The 19886-nt window shown below is 33.1% G+C and carries 23 protein-coding genes and 3 pseudogenes; 23 read left to right on the forward strand and 3 right to left on the reverse strand.

The annotated features are described in order from the left end of the window. The first annotated feature begins 168 nt into the window (after positions 1-168). The 11 genes from MHB48_RS08620 (at position 169) to MHB48_RS08670 (ending at position 8739) form a co-directional block, all read left to right on the forward strand. Positions 169-1227 carry an LLM class flavin-dependent oxidoreductase gene (locus tag MHB48_RS08620; protein ID WP_342601051.1) on the forward strand — a complete coding sequence of 353 codons (1059 nt, stop codon included), beginning with the start codon at positions 169-171 and terminating at the stop codon, positions 1225-1227. Positions 1228-1239: 12 nt separating this feature from the next. Next, complete coding sequence (locus MHB48_RS08625) at positions 1240-1806, forward strand: NADPH-dependent FMN reductase (protein ID WP_342601052.1); 567 nt, start codon at positions 1240-1242, stop codon at positions 1804-1806. 88 nt (positions 1807-1894) lie between these two features. Further along, positions 1895-2131: a hypothetical protein gene (locus MHB48_RS08630; RefSeq protein ID WP_342601053.1), complete on the forward strand. Its 237-nt coding sequence runs from the start codon at positions 1895-1897 to the stop codon at positions 2129-2131. 219 nt (positions 2132-2350) lie between these two features. Then, a complete protein-coding gene (locus tag MHB48_RS08635) occupies positions 2351-3280 on the forward strand; it encodes an aminoglycoside phosphotransferase family protein (RefSeq protein ID WP_342601054.1) in 930 nt (309 codons plus the stop codon). Between the two features lie 98 nt (positions 3281-3378). Further along, positions 3379-3990, forward strand: a complete 612-nt coding sequence (locus MHB48_RS08640; RefSeq protein ID WP_342601055.1) for a hydrolase — start codon at positions 3379-3381, stop codon at positions 3988-3990. Positions 3991-4168: 178 nt separating this feature from the next. Further along, complete coding sequence (locus tag MHB48_RS08645; protein WP_342601056.1) at positions 4169-4414, forward strand: hypothetical protein; 246 nt, start codon at positions 4169-4171, stop codon at positions 4412-4414. A 493-nt stretch (positions 4415-4907) separates the two neighbouring features. Continuing rightward, positions 4908-5258, forward strand: coding sequence for a VOC family protein (locus MHB48_RS08650; RefSeq protein ID WP_342601057.1), 351 nt, complete (start codon positions 4908-4910; stop codon positions 5256-5258). Positions 5259-5555: 297 nt separating this feature from the next. Further along, a complete protein-coding gene (locus MHB48_RS08655; RefSeq protein WP_342601342.1) occupies positions 5556-6224 on the forward strand; it encodes an HAD family hydrolase in 669 nt (222 codons plus the stop codon). Positions 6225-6455: 231 nt separating this feature from the next. Further along, entirely contained in the window at positions 6456-7016 is a 561-nt protein-coding gene (locus MHB48_RS08660; protein WP_342601058.1) for an AAA family ATPase, read from the forward strand. Positions 7017-7145: 129 nt separating this feature from the next. Beyond that, the gene (locus MHB48_RS08665) at positions 7146-8252 is read left to right on the forward strand and encodes a hypothetical protein (RefSeq protein ID WP_342601059.1); all 1107 of its coding nucleotides are present in this window, start codon (positions 7146-7148) and stop codon (positions 8250-8252) included. Between the two features lie 73 nt (positions 8253-8325). Beyond that, positions 8326-8739 (forward strand): VOC family protein, encoded by a 414-nt coding sequence (locus tag MHB48_RS08670; protein ID WP_342601060.1) that lies wholly within the window; start codon positions 8326-8328, stop codon positions 8737-8739. A 296-nt stretch (positions 8740-9035) separates the two neighbouring features. Here MHB48_RS08670 and MHB48_RS08675 read toward each other — a convergent pair whose 3' ends face one another. Together MHB48_RS08675 and MHB48_RS08680 are read right to left on the reverse strand one after the other, a co-directional pair. Then, on the reverse strand, positions 9036-9380 hold the full coding sequence (locus tag MHB48_RS08675; RefSeq protein ID WP_342601061.1) for an ATPase: 345 nt from the start codon (positions 9378-9380) through the stop codon (positions 9036-9038). Positions 9381-9502: 122 nt separating this feature from the next. Further along, positions 9503-9653: pseudogene (locus tag MHB48_RS08680) on the reverse strand (MFS transporter); the annotation flags it as partial. Between the two features lie 78 nt (positions 9654-9731). Between MHB48_RS08680 and MHB48_RS08685 the strand changes: the two are divergent. The 5 genes and pseudogenes from MHB48_RS08685 to MHB48_RS08705 all read left to right on the forward strand — a co-directional run. Next, positions 9732-9863 (forward strand): annotated as a pseudogene (locus MHB48_RS08685) (DNA mismatch repair protein MutT); the annotation flags it as partial. A gap of 189 nt (positions 9864-10052) precedes the next feature. Then, positions 10053-10469 carry a flavoprotein gene (locus MHB48_RS08690; RefSeq protein WP_342601062.1) on the forward strand — a complete coding sequence of 139 codons (417 nt, stop codon included), beginning with the start codon at positions 10053-10055 and terminating at the stop codon, positions 10467-10469. Between the two features lie 90 nt (positions 10470-10559). Then, complete coding sequence (locus MHB48_RS08695) at positions 10560-10979, forward strand: VOC family protein (protein ID WP_342601063.1); 420 nt, start codon at positions 10560-10562, stop codon at positions 10977-10979. 438 nt (positions 10980-11417) lie between these two features. Next, positions 11418-12191, forward strand: a complete 774-nt coding sequence (locus tag MHB48_RS08700) for an HAD-IIB family hydrolase (RefSeq protein WP_342601064.1) — start codon at positions 11418-11420, stop codon at positions 12189-12191. A 79-nt stretch (positions 12192-12270) separates the two neighbouring features. After that, positions 12271-12846, forward strand: coding sequence for a MepB family protein (locus MHB48_RS08705; RefSeq protein ID WP_342601065.1), 576 nt, complete (start codon positions 12271-12273; stop codon positions 12844-12846). A gap of 404 nt (positions 12847-13250) precedes the next feature. On the opposite strand, the gene MHB48_RS08710 is transcribed toward MHB48_RS08705, so the two are convergent. Next, complete coding sequence (locus tag MHB48_RS08710; RefSeq protein WP_342601066.1) at positions 13251-14168, reverse strand: DMT family transporter; 918 nt, start codon at positions 14166-14168, stop codon at positions 13251-13253. Between the two features lie 241 nt (positions 14169-14409). On the opposite strand from MHB48_RS08710, the gene MHB48_RS08715 reads away from it, so the two are divergent. The 7 genes and pseudogenes from MHB48_RS08715 (at position 14410) to MHB48_RS08745 (ending at position 19279) form a co-directional block, all read left to right on the forward strand. Beyond that, entirely contained in the window at positions 14410-14898 is a 489-nt protein-coding gene (locus MHB48_RS08715) for an Lrp/AsnC family transcriptional regulator (RefSeq protein WP_342601067.1), read from the forward strand. Between the two features lie 264 nt (positions 14899-15162). Further along, a pseudogene (locus MHB48_RS08720) lies at positions 15163-15671 on the forward strand (hypothetical protein). Between the two features lie 155 nt (positions 15672-15826). Continuing rightward, the gene (locus tag MHB48_RS08725) at positions 15827-16546 is read left to right on the forward strand and encodes an SDR family NAD(P)-dependent oxidoreductase (protein ID WP_342601068.1); all 720 of its coding nucleotides are present in this window, start codon (positions 15827-15829) and stop codon (positions 16544-16546) included. Between the two features lie 159 nt (positions 16547-16705). After that, positions 16706-17092, forward strand: coding sequence for a hypothetical protein (locus MHB48_RS08730; RefSeq protein WP_342601069.1), 387 nt, complete (start codon positions 16706-16708; stop codon positions 17090-17092). Between the two features lie 405 nt (positions 17093-17497). After that, the gene (locus tag MHB48_RS08735) at positions 17498-17749 is read left to right on the forward strand and encodes a hypothetical protein (RefSeq protein WP_342601070.1); all 252 of its coding nucleotides are present in this window, start codon (positions 17498-17500) and stop codon (positions 17747-17749) included. A gap of 157 nt (positions 17750-17906) precedes the next feature. Beyond that, on the forward strand, positions 17907-18344 hold the full coding sequence (locus tag MHB48_RS08740; RefSeq protein WP_342601071.1) for a hypothetical protein: 438 nt from the start codon (positions 17907-17909) through the stop codon (positions 18342-18344). 614 nt (positions 18345-18958) lie between these two features. After that, a complete protein-coding gene (locus tag MHB48_RS08745; protein WP_342601072.1) occupies positions 18959-19279 on the forward strand; it encodes a hypothetical protein in 321 nt (106 codons plus the stop codon). The last annotated feature ends 607 nt before the right edge of the window (positions 19280-19886 follow it).

Below are 19886 nucleotides of genomic sequence, written 5' to 3' on the forward strand. Positions count from 1 at the left end.
CATGGAAGAATATCGTTTAATTGCACGTAAAGGTATGGACTTTTCGAAGAATCTACTATCCTAATGCACCTCCGATTCGTTTCAGAGTATAAGGTTTCTACAAAGCACCAATAGTAGAGCAATAATGAAATAGTGAACACACACTAATTGATAGAAGGGTTGATAAAAATGGAAAAATATCGTATCGATCAAAGCAAAGGTCTAGAATTTGGACTTTATACATTAGGGGACCATATTCCAAATCCACTTACAGGAGAACGTATTTCTGCAGAGCAGCGCATTCATGAAATCATCGATTTAGCGAAGCTAGCGGAGCAAGCAGGCATAGACTTTTTTAGTGTTGGGGAAAGTCATCAAGAGTATTTTACAACGCAGGCACATTCTGTTGTGTTAGCAGCAATTGCTCAAGCAACCAGTAAAATGAAACTCTCAAGCTCTTCATCGATCGTTAGTACTTCAGATCCTGTACGTGTATATGAGGATTTTGCGACGATTGATTTGATTTCCAAGGGACGCGCGGAAATCATTGCCGGTCGTGCATCACGGGTAGGGCTCTTTGATCTATTAGGCTATAATCTTCGCGATTATGAAGAGTTGTTTGAAGAGAAATTTGAACTATTACTGAAAATAAATGAAGAGGAAGTAATCAATTGGAGTGGGCAATTCCGCGCTCCATTAAACAATGCGAGAGTTATTCCGCGTCCGCAAAAGGGCTCCATGCCGATATGGCGTGCAGTAGGTGGACCACCTGCCAGTGCGATTAAGGCAGGTTATGCTGGAGTTCCGATGATGCTAGCTACATTGGGTGGACCAGCTTCGAGCTTTAAGTATTCTATTGATGCTTATCGTGACGCTGCACAAAGTAGCGGTTTTGATCCAGCGTCTCTTCCAATTGCTACAGCAGGCTTTTTCTATGCTGCCGAAACAACACAACTGGCGCAGAGCGAGGCATATCCTCATGTTAACCAAGGGATGCAGCTAATTAATGGACGTGGCTATCCGAAGCAACACTTTGCACAGGGGGCAGATACACGTGATGTCATGAATGTCGGTAGTCCACAACAAATAATTGAAAAGATTCTTTACCAGCATGAATTATTTGGTCACCAACGTTATATTGCACAAATGGATTTTGGTGGAGTACCATATGAAAAATTAGTAAAAAATATTGAACTGATCGGTACTGAAATCCTACCGGCGATTAAAAAATATACAGCCAAAAAATAGGGGGGTTCTAACATGAAAATTGTTGGAATATCAGGATCCATAGTAGGGTCCAAAACACGTACTGCCATGGATTATATGGTAAAAGAAGTCACTGAAAATTATCGAGACGCAGAAGTGACATTAATAGACTTAGCTGATTATGACGTTTCATTTAGTGATGGACGCAGTTATTTGGAATATGAAGGGGATACAGGATTTGTAACAAAAACAATTATGGAAGCGGATGCTATTATCATTGGGACACCTATTTTCCAAGCGTCTATTCCAGCGACGTTAAAGAATATCTTTGATTTACTACCGGTCAATGCTTTTCGCGATAAAGTCGTGAGTTTGCTTGTAACAGCTGGTTCACCTAAACACTATTTAATTGTTGAGACACAGTTAAAGCCGATTTTAGCTTATATGAAAGCACAGATCGTTCAAACATACGTATTTATCGAGGAAAAGGATTTCCATCGAAAAGAAATTGTGAATGATGATGTCCTCTTCCGAATTGACCGTTTAGTGGAAGATACAATTGTTCTGACAGAAACATATACTAAAATTCGAGGAGAAAAAGAAGCAAATTATGATTTTTAAAGGTTAAATACTCGCATGAAAATTTAATTTTTGGAATAGTTTAACATGCTGGGATTTATGGTATAAACTGTTAGTAGGAGGTGCTCAAATGAAATTAAAAAGTTTTATTATCGCTTTCTCATCACTTGTCTTAACTACTGGTCTGCTTTTATTAATTGGACATCTGTTTACAATTCCTTGGTTAATGTTTCAACACGAATTTACAGGTAATGCAAATGGATTCACTATCAGTACTGGTTCGTTCGTTCCTTTAATTATCGGTTTAATTGTCAGTTTTTTTGCGGAAAGAATTTATGTAAATAGGTACCAAAAAAAACTTGGTTGATAAAACCAAGTTTTTTTTATGTCTTATTAACTTCCATTATAAAGATGTTAAGTTCACCAAATTCCAATTCTCTCATTGCTTCTAACTGCTTTCTTACTAGTTTTGTCCAAAAAAGTTCCTTAAAGATTACACAAGCACTTGAAATAGAAGAGCTTCTTTAAAGGAATTTTTGTTCGTGTTATAGAAAAGTAAATATAGAGAAAATACTGGAGGTTTATGATGATCGATCACATACCAACTCTTCAAAAAAAGATAAAACTGCTTCAGAATGCTTCTAAAATAGAAAGACTGACGAAAGGCTACTCACCTGATAAGAAATTTGTGGTTCATGTAGATGATAAAAAATACTTGTTGCGTGTAGGCAAAATAGAAGGATTTGAAAAGAAGAAGTCAGAATTTAACATATTAAATGAATTGCAGCAGTATAATGTTCAATCTTCCAAGCCGATTAATATAGGTGTTATAGATGATTTGGGTGTTTGCTATACGATTTACTCTTATCTTGATGGGATAGATGCAAAAGAGGCCATACCTACTCTTACGGAACAAGAACAATATAAAATTGGAATGGAGGCAGGGGAGCAACTAACTAGGATGCATTTATATAAAGCCCCTCCTACAATGGACACTTGGTATACTCGAGCAATGAAAAAGCATTACAGGTACCTGGAGGCATATAAGACTTGTGGAATAAAAATTAAAAATGATGAAAAAATAATTGATTTTATTGAGAGTAATAAGCACAGTTTAAAAAATCGTCCTAATCATTTTCAGCATGATGATTTTCATCTAGAAAATATCATTGTGAAGAATAAGCGGTATGTTGGGGTTATTGACTTTAATAACTGTGATTGGGGAGACCCACTTCACGATTTTGTAAAAGTAGCTTGGTCTCAAAGAGGGTTAGGTGTTCCATTTTCAATCGGACAAGTTCAAGGATATTTTGATCATAATGTTCCAAAAGATTTTTGGCAGCTTTATTCCGTATATGTTGGAATGGTTATTTTTTCATCTGTTGTTTGGTGTTTAAGATTTTCGCCCGAGCAATTAGATGAAATGATAGAACGCTTATACGTAATATTAGAAGATCACAAAAACTTTGAAATATTAAAACCTGCATGGTACGAGCCAAACATGTTTTTAAGCTAACGGAGACTTTCGGGGAAGAACAGGCATTGCAGCTCTTTTTGCTTGTTCAACTAAAGTTGCAGAATAGTTAAAGAAATTATAGAAGGGTGAGGGGAATTATGGGTTCAAGAATAATGCACTTGATAATAGCTAATAGAATTGCAGAGTGTCTGTCGATAGAAGATAGAACACCGTTTTTACTTGGAGGCATTGCACCAGATGCTGTTTCACCGAAAGACTCATCACATTTCTTTAAAGGTGAAGTACAAGATTATTCAAGAAGCATTGATTACAAAGGATTTTTACATAAATATAGTTTGCAAGCAGAAAGTCATTATATATTGGGGTATTTTACACATTTAATCGCTGATGATATATGGCTGAAAGGTTTTTATCTTCCTTGGTTGAAAAACAGAATGGAAGCTAATAAAGAAATATTTAATTTATATCATAATGATTTCCAATTACTGAATGGGAAATTATTAGAACACTATGGCTTTACAGATGAATTAAGAAAAATGCTCCGTTATCTTCCTACAATCTTTGATTTGCAAGAGGTTAAGTCCAAAGATGTTGAAGAATTCATTCCTTATGTATTAGGTGATATGGAGTACGATAAGAAAGTAATAAATGAAAAACTTAATGTATTTACGTTTAATCAAATAGTTGGTTATATAGAGACATCAGTTGATCAGGGGTTATCGAATATAAAACCTATACTTACTACATAGGATTTGAAAATGATCATAAACAAAAAGTGAACGAATGAAGAAAAAAATAGTTGCGTCTTCTCGTAATTGAGTTAGTACTTTTTTTACTTATCTTTTTAGTAAAGTTAAAAATTTGTATGTTACATAGTATCGATAAAAACATGAATACTAAATTTGAAAGTAAAAAGGAGTGATACTTATGGCTATATGTGCTTTATGTAACTCATTAAAAGTATTAGAACTAAATTGCCCAAAATGTAATGATCGACTAAAAGACTCAGGTAAGGCATCCGATTTTTTAGATCCTTACGGTCATTATAATGATGAAGAAACTGTAAAAATGGGTGATGGCTATCCCAATACAGCTAAAAATCAGATTTGTCCTCATTTAATGATCTGTATTAATTGCGGACATAATGAAGTGAAGTTCATACAAGAAGAATAGTGTATTATGTAATGCATACGGTAAAACATCTTTAGGACTCTCAACTACTATCCATTTTATTCAAACAGCTAACCTGGAGACAAAATAGTCGCTCGTACAACAGAATTAAAACGAAACTATCGCACAGGTTTTTATAGAATCGACATCTTACATGAGCAAAATCTAATAGCAACAATGGATGCAGTGTCATATCGAAAGCATCATATTTTATTGAACTTGATGAACAAGTTTAAGAATACATCCAAACATACTCCCCTAAAAGGAAATTAGTTTATTTGTGTTTAGCTAAGCCATTTCCAATTTAATAAAGTAACTAAACAGTAAGGAAGTTTGAAATAGAACTTAATTTATTTTACTAGCGTGATAAGATTAGTATAATAAGTTGATAAAATGTATCCTTTTAAAAGGTATTTATACTTTTCTTCTTGAAATAAAGAAGCAGGATTGTTTGCAATAAAAATTTTTGAAATATATTTAATTGGAGGTCAGTACTATGAAAATTAAAGGTTTCGGTGGGATTTTTTTGAGATCAAAAGATGTGGTTTCATTAGGGAATTGGTATGAAGAAACACTTGGAATTTCGATGGGAGAATGGAATGGCACTGTTATTAAACCAGATGCTGACAACGAGACTATCTTTTCTTTGTTTCATAACGATAGTGATTATTTTCCAAAGGAACAATCTGTGATGTTGAATTTTCAAGTGGAAAACATCGAAGCTTGGATGGAGCATTTAAGCAAAATTGGAGTTCCACTGCTAAAAGGACCTGAAAAAAGCGAGTATGGAACATTTATTTGGATTTCTGATCCAGAAGGAAGATGGATTGAAGTTTGGGAGAAATAAACATATAGTAATACAATTTGACTTACTAAGGACTTTCTAAAAAATAGAAAGTCCTATTTATTATGCTGGAGGCTATTCTTAGATTGTAATAGAATTGATTACCTTTTATTTATGGCGTTTTCTTTACAGGAGGAAACAGAAGAAATAAATTAAAAACCTACTTAAGCAAAAGGTGTAGGTTTGAAGTAGAAGGATTTAATAGGAAAGTGTAGAAATAATTAAAGATAATAATTTTAGACTATTAATGGAAATGGATACAGGGAAATGATGGATATTTTTACCGTCTTAAGGGGGCTAATTATGAGAGCAGTAATATTTGATTTTGATGGGACATTGGCTGATACTTTACCCATCTGTTTTTATGCTTTTCAAAATGTGTTTAAAGAATTTGATAAAAAGGATCTTACCTCAAAAGAAATAGAGGGAATGTTTGGTCCTTCTGAAACAGGTATTATTAGGAAAAACCTTACGAATCCTAATAAGGAGGAGGCAATCAAATTTTACTACGAAAAATATTCTGAACAACATAAAAGTTTAGTGGAAATCAATCCTGAGATTCTTAAGTTATTGAAGTCCTTGAAAGAGGCAGATATTAGAACAGGGATTTTTACTGGAAAGGGAAAAAGAAGCTTAGATATCTCGCTAAAAGCATTAAAAAAGGATGGATTGTTTGACGTTATTATAACTGGTGATGATGTAATAAATCCAAAGCCTGACCCAGAGGGACTGTTAAAAGCCTTATCTTTTTTAGAAGTAAATAATTCTGATGCAATTTATTTTGGAGATAGTGATGCTGATGTAATTGCGGGAATACGTGCTAACGTCTTTACTATTGGTGTAGATTGGTTACCAGAATACCAAACAACTAGATTTAGCGAACAACCAAATTTAATAATAAAAAGTGTAAATGAATTTAAAAGTTCCTTCAAAATCGGTAATGGTGAAAATTTATTACATGAAAAGTAGTGGTCCATAACGATTTTTGAAAGTTTATCGAAATAGTATGGGATGAGATGAAATGGAGATTAATGTCTGTTTTTATTTCTTGGATTACTAATTTGTATATTGTTGTTTATTAGTTATATGGAATTTGGTAGCTAATGGTTCTTCAATTAACGAAGGAAGTTGGTTCACTACTATCTTGTAAATATGTTTATTTTTTGAGGATTTTTTCATTATTGTTTGGAGGAAGGTACTATGAAAAAGTTTGTTTTTATATTTGGTCCACAAGCAGTTGGAAAAATGACTGTCGGACAAGAATTAGCAAAGGTAACAGGCTTAAAGTTATTTCATAACCACATGACTATTGATTTACTAGAGCCACTCTTCGGATTTAGTCCAGAAATGTGGCGATTAACACACCTATTTCGGCAGGAAATATTTAATTCATTTTCTAAAAGTGATCATTATGGGATGATTTTTACTAAGGTCTGGTATTTTAATAAAAAAGAGGATTGGGACGATATAGAAAATATATGTCAAACTGTATCTTCTCAAGGGGCTGATATTTATTTCGTTGAATTAGAAGCCAACGTTGAAGAAAGGTTAAAACGAAACAAGACACCACATAGACTTGAAAATAAACCAACTAAAAGAAACATTGAACAATCTGAACAACATTTACTGAGTACTTTAGAAAGTAGTAGGTTGAATTCTAAAATTGGTGAAATTGAAAAAGAAAATTATATAAGAATAGATAACACTTATTTAAGTGCTGAAGCAGTCGCTCAAATAATAAAAAAAGAGTTTCAATTATAGTGTTATTTTTCGACTAACTGGAGCTGTATTTGAATAACATTGAGCTGTTTTATACGTCTCTGTTATCTTGTTGAACTACAGGGGCAGGTTAGTTTAAGTACAAATCGTTTTAAGAAAGGATAATCAGAAATGAAAGATGAGGATCTTAAGAATGCCTTTGAGAAGTTAAAAATAAAAAATTTAAAGATGGAACATATTTGGAAAATTGGTGAAGGTGCTTGGCATAATGTCTATAGAATAGAAAGGAATTTTGAAGAGGACCTTGTACTAAGAATTAGGAAAAAGAATGCTTATGGGCAATTACAAGCATATAAAGAAATTGACTTGATTACTGAATATGAATCTTCAAAAGTTTATTACCATCAGGCTAATCAGTGTTCTTTTAACATTTGTCCTCCTGTCTTTGACTATTTTCAAGAGGAATCATTAGCATTTACCGTAGAAAGTTTTATGGGTGAAGGAAAAAAACTACAATGCCTAAGCCATTATGAAGCGTTTACAATTGGAGAAAAGTTAGGAGAATTCTTTCAGGTTATGCACAGGAAAAATCCCGATATACAGGGATTTGGTAAGATTATATGGAACGGTAAACTTCTTGAAGGAAAGGTGCAACAAGAAGCTCACTATATTTGGCAAAATGATAACGACTTTTATTTAAGTATCTTACATAGTTTGACTAGTACTGATTTAACATTTAATCGTGAAAAAGTTGTAGAAAAGATTTTAAAATTAATTGAAAACAGGCGGGAAAACCAGCAAAAGATATCATTAGTCAATCAAGATGTAACACCAGAAAATATTATATTTAATGTAGATAATGTTTCTTTAATTGACCCATTCCCAAGCTTAGATTTTGATTTGAAATATGCTGGGTATTTTGTTTTTTGTTACAAATTCCTTCTCCCAGCCTATTCTAATGCAGCAAGATACCGAAATCATGCTTATAATCAAAATTCTAATATTTTAAATAGAATTGCAGACGGATTTATATGCGGGTACATAAGTGATAATGTGAATTTGAATAAATGTTTACTGGACGAATACATCTTGTGGATATTATTAGAGGCTCATGAACACTTTGAAACATTAGAAGAAAGTGTATTGGACCCTAAGACACTGCAACAAATGGGTGATAAGGACATGATTAGAAATAGATTAACATTATGTTTAAACGAATTAGAAAATTTATCTTTAGATAATTCCTTCACCTTATTCAACTACAATGAAAGAACCTAATTTTCCATTTAAAAACTATAATTTTGACTTGGCTTTCTTGCCTGTGATAATGTCAACTTGAGGTGATAAAAAAATGGCATTTCAATCCAAAAATATCTTTATCAATTTACCAGTGAAAAACGTGAACAAGTCCACTAACTTTTTCAAGGAGCTAGGTTTTGAGTTCAACCCACAATTCACTACTGAGGACACAGCTAGTATGATTATCAGTGACAATATCTTTGCTTTGTTAATGATTGAAGAACGTTTCAAAGAGTTTAGTAAGAAGGAAATTGTTGATATTACTTCGGCAGAAGCGATTTTCTGTTTATCAGCTGAAAGTCGGGTTCAAGTGGATGAGTTGGTAAATAAGGCACTGTCATCAGGTGGTAAATCTTCGAGTGACCCTCAAGATCATGGATTTATGTATGTATGGGGATTTCAAGACTTGGACGGTCATTTATGGGAAGTCGCTTATATGGATGAAAGCGCAATGAATCTGGGATAAAATTATGGTTTTAGAGTTAGTTTATGCAGGCTTTTATTCTAAGGGATGATGTCTTAACAGATATCATCTTTTTTATTTACATTTTATCCATTGTAATACGGGAAAAAAAGAAAAAGTAGACGCTATTTTTACTGATATTGATGCAGATCAATTCCCGGTTTTTACCGTCATACACGGTGAGAGTATATGGGTACTCACAAAAATAAGAAGCGGGCTGTCCCAAATGTCGATAAATTGATTGGCAAAGGAACAGCCCTTTAATACCTATTTTAACTTCTAATAACTCATATAAGAGACTAAAGTATCTGTACTAATTCTGAGTGCAAAACCCGTTGAGCAGTAATGACAACACCTGATGCTGTTCTTCCATATGAAGAATATAACCCACCGGTTTGATTCGGAACAATTTCAACTTCATATTGAGCAGCTCCTATTTGTAAACTAAGGGTTACAAAAGCAGAAGCATTAGCACCTACGATAAAGTTTGCCGATGAAATTAATTGTCTGGTACCATTAAGTCTAAAAACTCTGGCTACTCCTGAAAGTACACCTCCAGTACGATTGAGGATTTTAACTCGAACGTTAGTTGCATTAGCAGGTTGATTTCCTGTGTTTTCAATTGGTCCAGTTGTTAAAGGCATTTAAAATACACCTCCTCGTAATGCAAGATTTATAATCTGCAGATTATCTAATCATTGTATTCATTAATCTATTCATGCTCTAAACAAGATTAATTAATTTGTTGTAAATTAGTGTAAATCGAAGCAATTTGAAAAATATTAGGGCCAAAACGGTCAGACAAGAAAGATTTCTAATGGAATTTGCAAACTGGCATAAGCCAAAAACTGAATACTTGTTAGTAATCTAATAGTAGATGCTGTCACACTAAAATCTGTCATCAACTGATCCGAAAGCTAAGGAGGAAATTCTATCTAAATGTCGAACTGAATAATTTAAGTTTAGGTTAAAAAAATAATTTTTAGGAGGTAATTATGAGGTATATAGAGGATTTACCCAAATTTGTTGGAAATCAACCTCTGATATTAGTCGGAGTAGCGGTTGCTGTTGTTAATGAAAGTGGGGAATTCTTATTACAAAAACGAGCAGATGGACTATGGGGAGTTGGTTTATGTCCGAAGATGAATTAAGACGTGTAATGACTGAAGTAGAGAAAATCGGTCAATAATTTGGTCCTCATATTCCAAATTTGTTTAAATAACACATGGATGTTGTCTGTGAACTAACGAACGTGTTACTTAAATAAGGTCTATTTCTTGTTATATAACTAAAAATATATCTTAGGAGGTTCTTAAATGGACAACTCATTTCGAACGTTTCTTGATACGTATTTAGATGTTTGGAGAAGCTCATCTTTAGCGGAATTAAAAGACTTGATATCTCAAAACTATGAATCAAGAGAGATAACAAGTGGAGATATCGTTGACTTTGCTTATGAAGAATCAGTAAATGGATGGGAACAGGGTTTTAATTTTGTTAAAGGAAACAATGCTCAATGGAATATAGAGGTAATTTCGATTCTTCCTTTGAGAGAAGATGAAACTATGGTTATTTTATCAGCCACTATCCTCATTCAAGGAAAGAGTTTAGAAACAGCAAATTTATTCTTTCAAACGTTCAAAAGATATGGCACAAATGATTGGAAATTAATAAGAAGTTATATAGAAGCAGGAATTCCTAATGTTAATATAAAGAGCTTTCTAATCAACTAGTGGCGTAAGTTACATTGTGACGGGATTTTAGAAGGAGAGAAATAAATAGAGAATCAATAATTATTAATTTTATTAAAAGGAGAGAATAGAATGAGTGAAAAATTATGGAGGGTTGGAACTACTTATATTCCAGTAGTCAATGTAGAACTATCTTCTAACTGGTATGTGAACAAATTGGGAGCAGAATTGAGCTATAAAGACGAAGACAAAGCAATTCTTGATCTTGCAAACCAAAGTGTTTTTCTTGTTAAAGCTAATGATAATCAAAGTGCCAATTTTTATGATATTCACGGTGTAGAGCGTTTTTCTATCACATTTGAAGTTAATGGAATACATGCTTTAGAAGCTATACATAAAGAGTTTATAGATAAAGATATTAGAATTGGAGAAATAGAAAATAGAGGACATGCTGGAAGGAACTTTGTATTCTACGATTTAGATGGCAATAAATTTGACATATGGAGCGAATTAAGTCCAACTTTCAAAGAAAAATATCAGATATTTGAATAGGAAGTAAAGGTGTTGGTTTGTGACAATGGATTGATTCTTAAAATTGGAGAATTCAAGAGACATCCATTAACCAAGTAAAGTAGTTCGAAATAGCATTTAAAATATTTATACAAACTATGGAGGATGTACATGAAATTAGATTGCTTACACGCCCATCATTCCAATATAGCATAAATAGAAACCGCATTAGAACCTTTTGATATAGAATTAGTTCATTTTGTGGATCCAGTCATGAATTGGGTTACTCATGATGATGGCTTTGAACAAGTAAATGCAGAGCACAAAGTAAAAGAACAAATGGAATGGATGGCGAAATGCAATGAAGAAATGTACTTAATCTAACGAGCGGGTTAGTAGAATAAGAAGATAATTACTTTTTCTTTTTACAGTATAATTAAATAATAATTTATACACTTAGTATGAAAGTGAGTGAAACTTTTGAGATTTGTTTTTGATTTAGATGGAACAGTTTGTTTTAAAGGGCAACCAATATCTAACAGGATACTTCATTCATTGTCAGAGTTGACGGAAGTGGGTATTGAAGTCATTTTCGCATCTGCCAGACCCATACGAGATATGCTACCTGTCATAGACGAAGCGTTTCATCATTATACAATGATTGGGGGAAATGGCTCTTTAATATCAAAAGAAGGAAAAGTAATCAAATCCAATTCGTTTTCAACAAATGAAATTAATGAAATAAAGAATTTTATTAATCAATATAATGCTACTTATCTAATAGATGGTGATTGGGACTATGCTTATACTGGCTCAGAAGCGCACCCTATACTTCAAAATTTAGACCCTGCAAAATTAGCGAAAATGGTTAGTTTAGAATCTCTTGATTCAGTAGTTAAAGTTCTGTTTCTAACCTCAAATAATATGGATGAATTAGCAGAAAAACTTTCAAAACTTAATGTTTATGTAAATAAACATAGTAACGAGAATGTACTTGATATCAGCCCAAGTGGGATAAATAAATGGAGTGCATTAAAGACTCTTGGGGTAAAAGAAAATACATATATCGCTTTTGGGAACGATGCGAATGATATATCAATGTTTGAAAACGCATTGCATACAGTTATGATTGGCTATCACGAACAGTTAGCTCCTTTTGCAAAAGAGACTATTTCATTGAGTGGGGATTACGAACAGGAAATCGAAGGAAAAATACTTACTCTTTCAAAGGAATATAGACCAATCCAAGTATAGTTCTTCTTTCACTAACGAGTGCGTTAGTTCTATAACTATCTCATTGTTTTCATGCGAGAATTAAGGGAGGTTTGAAAAGATGGATGAAAAAAATATCAACCTTACAGAAGTATACTCTAGCAATCAAAATTATTGGTCATCCACAGACACAATCCATTGTGACCTACTTACCATTAAAGATATTGTCTATAATCCGTGCGGATTTGATTGCTCACTACCAGTTTTAGAATCACAAAATGCTGAATATGGGGCATATGTATTTAATTTGAATTCTTTATCCATTAGATTTCGTGTAGCTAAAATCACCCCTAAAAAGGTTGGACAATTTGTGACTTTATGGGAAAGAATTGGGGATGGCTCAATCCAACCATATGACATTTCAGAACCAGTCGATTTCTACGTTATTAGTACACGTAATGATGATATATTTGGTCAGTTTATATTTCCTAAAACTGTACTTTCTGATCAGGGGATATTATCCAATGAAGGTAAAGGTGGTAAACGCGCAATACGTGTTTATCCACCTTGGGACAAGCCTACAAGCCGTCAGGCTAAAAAAACTCAGACATGGCAGTTGGAATATTTCCTTGAGACAGCTGTAAATAGAGAAATAGATTGTGTTCGTGCTCATAAACTTTATTATAACCAATCGTAATTTCATGTTTTTCATTATTATTATATACAAATTTGGTTTATAAAAAGAGGACTTTCTAAGTATGAAGATATATTTCTTCTTATTGAGCTACCATGGAAGAACGTAATTTTCTTCCATATTCTGTGGTGAAGCAGGGCTTCATGGAAGGCTAACGGGGCAGTTTAGTTCAACTAGCAGGTATAGAGAACATTAATCTTAAGTGGGATTAATGATTTATTTCGTTTAATAGATAGAATGGACAAATGTCCTTTCTTTTATTAATTAATACATATTACTATTAATGACAGGAAAGATGATTGTTAGGTGCAGAGTGTCGACAAAGGGTTTCGGAATGGCCACATTCCGAAACCCTTTTTGGCAAGATTGGATTTTGTTATTCTAATAGGGGTCCTATTAGAAGTTGATCAAGCTTGAAAGCTTTGTTTAGCGAATACATTTTGTTTTGCATGAACCTTTCTTTTGAGGTACGAGAATAAAAAACAACCTGTTATTACAATTGCACTTCCTATTCCTTGTATCCAGGTCATTTGTTCTCCTAAAAATAAAAAAGCTAAAATTGCTGTAAAAATCGGATTAAAACTTAAAAAAACACCTGAAGTAGTGGAGCCTAATTTTTGAATACAAATATTCCAAAGGACCATACATACTACTGTTGAGATAACGCCTGTATATAACATTGCACCTATAAAAGAAAGATTAATATTTGAAACAGTAAAATCAGGAAAGCTCAGAGGCAGTAGTACCATTAGTCCAAAAATAGCTGAGTATAAAATAGACATCAAAGGTGAAGTCTTTGTCATTGCCCACTTGCTGCAAATCGTATATATTCCCCATACACATACAGCAGCAATCATCCATAAATCTCCTGTATTAAAATCCAATGAAAGCAAATAGACTACTTTCCCATTTGAAAGTACAAGTATCACACCTAAAAGTGAAAATATCATTGAAATAATTTGCAGGAAATTAATTTTTTCTTTTAAAAATAAAATAGAAAAAACAGCGATTGAAATCATATTTAACGTAGAGATTAAGCTGACATTTGTCGCAGTTGTTTGCTCTAATGCTAAAAATTGCAAGATGTTAAATAGAACAACACCTGTTAATCCCATTAAAAACAAAGGAAGTATTGCATTTCGTGGCGGCAGAATTTTTTTTTCTTTCCACCAAACAAGAGGGAACAGGCAAAGGACTGCAATGATCCACCTTAAAGTCGTTAAGGTCATCGGTGAAGAATGTTCAACAAGAGATTTACTAACAACAAAATTCCCTGCCCAAAATAAACATGTTAAAAGTAATAAGACATAATACTTAAATGACATATCCTTTATCTCCTTCTTCAAATTTCACCGATCCAGGTACTGCCCTTTAAGCCGTATGCACGATGAGTTTTAATGAGCTATAAATAATTTTAACATTTTCCTTTCATTATCAGTATTTCTTTCTGTATAATGAGGTAAATTCGAAATAATGATAATAATTCTTAGGTGCTTACAAAATTTTATTTCGTTTTCATGTTTATTTCTTTTGAATTTTTGAAGAATAGAAGGGGAGTGAGAATCAGTGGAATCAATCGTTAGTAAAATACTTGATGATCTTGATATTAAAATCTTAGATATTCTCCAAAAAGGAGCACAGATAAGCAATTCTGAAATTGCTAAACGGGTTAATTTATCTCCACCCGCAACTCACGCACGGATCAAAAGATTAGAAAATGAAGGATATATTAATCAGCATGTGGCGATATTAAATCAAGAGAAGCTTGGATTTGATTTATTATCTATTATTTTTATTAGTACGAACATTCACCAATCTGAGAAGCTGAAATTCTTGGAGGAAGCATTAAAGTCTATGCCAGAGGTTTTGGAGTGTCATTGCTTAACGGGAGAATATGATTATCTTCTAAAGGTGGCAAATAAAAACCGCAGGGAATTGGAGAGCTTTATAAGAAAATTAAATAAACTTGGCATCACACGTATTCAAACTAGCTTAGTACTAAGGGAAATTAAGTATTCGACAGTTTTACCCATTTCCCCAAATCACCAAAATTGATAATAGGTCCAAACAAGAATAGAAAGAGGCTGTCCAATATTTTCACTATTGGACAGCCTTTTCCATATTCAGATATAGTGTCACCGTTTGTATAACCACAATTTCATATAATAAATAAATATTGTGTTTTTATATGAAAGGCTTTATTACTTTATAGTTGAAAGTTTGTGAAGTATTACACTTAAACTAACGAAGCAGGTTAGTTGAACAAGAATATTGTCTTATCATAAGGAAATACTACCTTTAAAATTAGGTAGGGATTAGATGGAAAAAATTTCAGTTATATTTTTGCTATTGCTATTAGGTTTAACAACTTTAATATTTGTAACTTGGGAAAGACCACCAAAAGCAAAGGCAATAAATGAAGAAAATGAGGAATTATTCGAAGTGATTTCAGTGCCCTGTAGCCTAACATTGGAGTCTGTTGATAAAAGTCTGACGAATACAAAAGGTGTAGCATTAGTCTATAAAGTGCAATTAAACCCACCAAGTTTTGCAAGAACTAATATAAGTATTCTTGCTGTTCATCTTCCTGAACCGTCTTCTTATGGAGACTTCGATAGCTATGAAGGTTTTGCGTTTGTTCCAAAAGAAATAATTGGCGTTTTAAGCTTTATCCAACCCCAGAGGAGAATGGTCCAAGTTGGGCTGGACGATTTGATTTAATTACAGCAGAAATGAAGAATGTCGAAGTTCAGGTGCGTCTCTCAAATACCAAAACAGGTAAGTTAGGACCAAGTGTTCTAACAAACAGTATTAAATATTGTAAATAGTTTCTTCAACTAATGGTTGCGTTGATCCAAGAAGGATTAACGCTTTTTTTGTTGAACTTATTTAACTAACGCAGCAGCTTAGTTGAATAAGGAATATCATCTCGTTAGGAAGAATATAGAAAGGTATTACTACGACTTTTTTTAGGAGAAAAGGGATGACAATATTGAAAAAGGCAATAGTCATTGGTGCAAGTTCTGGAATTGGTGAAGAACTTGCAAAGGTTTTATCAAATGAGGGGTATATAGTTGGATTAGTTGCTAGAAGAACAGATAATCTACTTGCACTTCAAAAAAATTTACCGCATAAATCATTTATCAAATGTATCGATGTTTCACACATTAATGAAGCGAAGAACCTACTAGAAGAACTTATTGAAGAGATGGAAGGAATGGATTTAATTATTATTAGCTCTGGTGTGGGGCATCTCAACCCTTATTTGAACTTAGATTTTGAAAAAGAGACAATCGATGTAAATGTTTCAGGATTTGTAGCAATCTCTAATGTTGCTTATAAATATTTTGTATCAAAAAATTCTGGACACATAGTAGGGATATCGTCAATTGGAGCTTTAATGGCGAATCCTACTGCACCTGCTTACAATGCTTCAAAAACCTTTGTTTCTAATTATCTAATCAGTATTCGCCAAAAGTTAAAGATGCAGAAGGTAAACGTTTTAGTAACAGATGTTAAATGTGGGTTCGTTGATACGAATATGGCTAAAGGTGATAAAGATAAAATGTTTTGGGTTGCTTCTCCAGAAACAGCTGCTCTGCAAATTTACGATAGTGTAAAAAGGAAAAAGAAGACAGTATATGTTTCTAAACGATGGCGTATTATTGCTTGGGTATTAAAAATTCATTCACTCTCTAATTAATTTCATAATTCCTCTGAAAGATAATAGTGTTTTTAGTTCAAATTCAACTAACGAGTGCTTTACTTCAAGAAGGAGTAGAGCCTTTTTACTAACGGGCAGGTCGGGTGAATAAGATAAGGAATAAGGATTAAATTTAAACAGTGTAAAGAGGGCGAAAAAATGAAAAGACCTTTAGGAGTATCTTTTATTAGTTCTTTTTACATTTTCGGTGCAGTTGTATTGATTTTCACAGCCGTATTTTTTAATCCAGATGCAGATGAATTTGGCATAGCGGATAGGTTTGGTTTACCAAACTTTCCAGAACAGCCATTTAGGATTATATTGGCAGTTGTTTCCCTTATCATCATATATGGTTATATGCGTTTAAAAAGATGGGGATTCTGGTTAATGATTTTATATTCATTTGGATTTGGTCTAATAAGCTATATTCTATTATTCTCATATAATCAACAACCGTTTACTGGGAATTTTATTTGGTCAGTAATCGTTTTAATTTATACATTTTATGTTAGAAAGTCCTTTTTCCATGTAGAAAAGAGTTTTTAAGTCACTGAATATGCTTAACTGGTGAAAATCCATACCAATAATCAGTACTATGTGAAGCATTGTACTTAAACTACCATGAAAATTAGTTTCTTCAAGAAAAGAAAAATGACAATACTTAAGAAGACCCCTGATTAATCGTTAAAAAAAGAGGAGAGCGTAAATAAGCCTATGGAATACTGAGAACTGGATTAAGGTCAGTATCAGTATTGACACTTCCTAACCATTTTCATTCTCTGTGGTGCAGCACTAATTTTGTGCTGCATGGATGGCTAACGGGTGCTTTAGTGAAAGATCGTTAAGCTGCTTAGACTGCTCTTTTTTCTTATTCAACTAAAGCAGCAGGTTTTTTCAAATTAAATAATGGATTTTTATGGTAAAATATATTTAAGGTCGGAGGGATTTAAAATGAATAAACGGGGAACTAGAGTTGCTTTTATAGCAATATCAGCATTTTTAATATCGGCAAAATATATTAGTGCTTCAATCTTTGGTTCGGGCGTTGTTAGTTGGGATAACTCGTTATATGAAGCAATGTTAAGTTATGTTGGGAATACTTTAAGTACGTTTAGTCTTTTATCCTTATTAATAGGTATAGCGTATATAGCTTGGGGAGAATACGATGATTGGAAAGTGAAAAATAAAAATTCAAATGAGTAATTCTTATTGAGCAAACGGGTGCTTTAGTAAAAAATCATGGGGTTGCCAGAGGTAACTCTTTTTCTTATTGAACTAACGCAGCAGGTTAGTTGAATAATGCTATAATGAATAGTGAAGATTTCAAGGGTTTTGAATAATATTTATAAGGAGAATTTGTTTGATGAAATTTAATGATGCGATACTTCTAGGTGATTTTGTAAAAGCCAAAGAATTAGCTTCCCAGATGGATATGGATTCTTTGAGAGAAACCCTTTTCCTATTAGCCTATGACAATGAAAACATTGCTACGTATGGATTTATAAGCTATTTATTACTTGAAGAAGAAACTTCCGAATTTCACTATATAGCCTCGTACCTTTTTAGTATGGCACTAAATCATTTAGAAGGTGCTTATCAGACAGCATTCCACCATGCAAAAAAAGCAACGGATTTATCTCCTAATGATATGAGTTATAAAGAATACATACTTTTCTTTAATGCGATTCCAGATAAATTATTGGGGAACGAAGAAGCATTAGGAATTGCTAATGAAATTCTTAAGAATGAACCTAATAACAAAGTTGCATTATCAGTTATTAGTGAAACAACAAATTAATATCCTTCTTCAACTCCCATGAAAATTAAAAAACGCTCAAAATCTATAAAATTGCATAACAAAAAAGACTCAGAAAATGCTTTTTTAAAAAAAGGCTGAGCCTTCAGAATGATTATATTGAGTTAATAGGTAAATCAAGAAACATCTCCATTCTTCTTAAAATAAAGGCAAGGCTGGTGCAACCAATCAAAAAGGATTAATCTCCCATAAGTGCTACCCATATAGGGTGCGACAGTCTGTGATGCACCGAGATCGTTGGAGTCAGACTAACGGATGGGCTCTATGGCACCATAGTGTATCGACCTTCTTCGCCAGCCGTAGAAACAGTATAGACAGGGGAATCCATTTTCATGCTTTGTGGTGAAGCGCTGATTTTGCGCTTCATGGATGGCTAACGGGTGCTTTACTTCAAGAAGGAGTAAAGCCTTTTTTCTTATTGAACTAAAGACCAGGTTAGTTGAAGAGTGTTGTTTAACTTGTGTTCAACAATCGGGCCATATTGTTGAATAATACAGGTTAATTAAATACGGTTAGTGTTTATATTTGAAACCTTTCCCACAATTTACCGTTAAGTATTGTTAGACAACAATAAAAAATAGAAAGAGGGATTAGATATGATTGGTTTGCTTAATATTGGCAGTCTCTTACTTGGACTAATCGCTTGGATACTTCCTATTATTAATCTCATGCGAAATAAAAAACATGAACATAAGAATTGGGGCGTCCTTTCCGTTATCAGCATCAGTGCCTGTGCTATTTCACTTAGTTTTCAGATTTTCTCTAATTATCATTTAGTAAAAATTGAGGATTGGTCGGCACTAATGGACACAACACGTGCAGTAGTGATAGCCACAGCAGTTCTTCTCATTTTTACATTTATATTAAATGCACTTACTTTTATTGTATATCGACAGAAGAAAAAAGTAGGATATTAGTTTCCTGTTTAATTCAAATCGTTCACTCATATAATCCACCTCGTTTATAACTTTCTTTAACTAACCTTCCCTTTACTACGTTTGAGACGAATTATTGTGCAACGTTTCACTTATACGTTGGCTTTAGTTGAACTAGTACATTACAAAGAGGGCCTTAATTAGGGCCTTTCTATTTTTTTAATATTTACAATACTAACTAACAAGGCAAAAAAAAACTGGTTAGTATAACTAACCAGTTTTTCAACACCATTAAGTTGCTCAGGGTACACTTAAGTTGTACCGGGTACGATCGAGTTGTGCGGGGTACATCTAAGTTGTCATTGAACACAAATTGTAACGCCACAAAAAAGATGTATACTAAAAGACTCTCGAACATGCATTTATTTCATAAAATCATCTAATAAGAGACAATAAAGTTGTATACTAAATTTGATATGTTCCTTTGAGATATGTTTTTTTTAATACAATAATGTTGTATACTGCCTTGATAATAATTGGAATTTTACGTATATGTATTTTTCTACATTAGTAATTGTACAGATAATTTTGCTAATGCACTTCAAAGTATCCCCTTGTTATGTTGGCTTAATAAATGTTCTATATATTC

The organism is Psychrobacillus sp. FSL H8-0483, assembly GCF_038637725.1.
In the GTDB taxonomy this organism is placed as follows: Bacteria; Bacillota; Bacilli; order Bacillales_A; family Planococcaceae; genus Psychrobacillus.